Below are 1,075 nucleotides of genomic sequence, written 5' to 3'. Positions count from 1 at the left end.
GTCCACTGTGGCGGCGTTGGCCGCTGCGGCGGAATCCGCTGGTGGCCGGGACAACTTGCCGGTGTTGTCGCCGCGGGAACGTCCGGAGCGGGTGCCGTTGTCGTTGGCGCAGCAGCGGATGTGGTTCCTGAACCGGTTCGATCAGGCGTCGGCGGCCTACAACTGCCGATGGCGATTCGGTTGTCGGGCGATCTCGATGTCGCCGCGTTGGGCGCGGCTGTTGCCGATGTGGTGGGCCGGCACGAGGTTTTGCGGACGGTGTATCCGGAGACCGAGTCGGGTCCGGTGCAGGTGGTGCTGCCGGCCGCGGACGCGACGCCGCGACTCCAGTTGCGCGCGGTGGCCGCCGGTGACGTGGTGGCGGCGGTGACGGAGCTGGCGTCGGCCACCTTCGATGTCACGGCCGATGTGCCGTTGCGGATGGCGTTGTTCGAGGTGGGCGGGACCGGCGATGCCGGGGCGCCGGCCACGGGTGAGGCTGTCTCCGGTGAGTTCGTCCTGGCGATGGTGGTCCACCACATCGCCGGCGACGGTTCGTCGGCGGGGCCCTTGACCCGGGACCTGATGACCGCTTACGCCGCTCGGGTCGCGGGTGAGGTGCCCCGGTGGGCGCCGTTGCCCGTGCAATACGCCGACTACAGCATCTGGCAGCGCGAACTGCTCGGTGACGAAAGCGATCCGGAGTCGCTGGCGGCACAGCAGGTCGGGTACTGGCAGTCGACGCTGGCCGGGATCCCCGACCAGTTGGATCTTCCGTCGGATCGGCCGCGTCCGGCCGCGCAGTCGTTCACCGGTGGCCGGGTCGAGGTCGCCATCGACGCCGAGATCCATGCCGGTTTGCAGCGGGTCGCCCGGCAGCAGAACGCGACCCTGTTCATGGTCGTGCACTCCGCACTGGCGGTGCTGCTGTCGCGGCTGTCCGGAACAGACGACATCACCATCGGTACCCCGGTGGCGGGTCGGGGTGAGCAGGCCCTCGACGATCTGATCGGTATGTTCGTGAACACGCTGGTGTTCCGGACGCAGCTGGATCGGAGTGAGTCGTTCGCGGATCTTTTGTCGCGGCAGCGTGAGG

Annotated in this window: 1 pseudogene; it reads left to right on the top strand. The window is 69.0% G+C overall.

Annotated elements, in window-relative coordinates:
• A pseudogene (locus tag NS4_RS30930) lies at positions 1-1,075 on the top strand (condensation domain-containing protein); the annotation flags it as partial.

The sequence above is a fragment of the Nocardia sienata NBRC 100364 genome (assembly GCF_001613205.1).
Classification (GTDB): domain Bacteria; phylum Actinomycetota; class Actinomycetes; order Mycobacteriales; family Mycobacteriaceae; genus Nocardia; species Nocardia sienata.
Note: the sequence above shows the minus strand (reverse complement) of the source record. Positions and strands in the feature narration are given on the sequence as shown.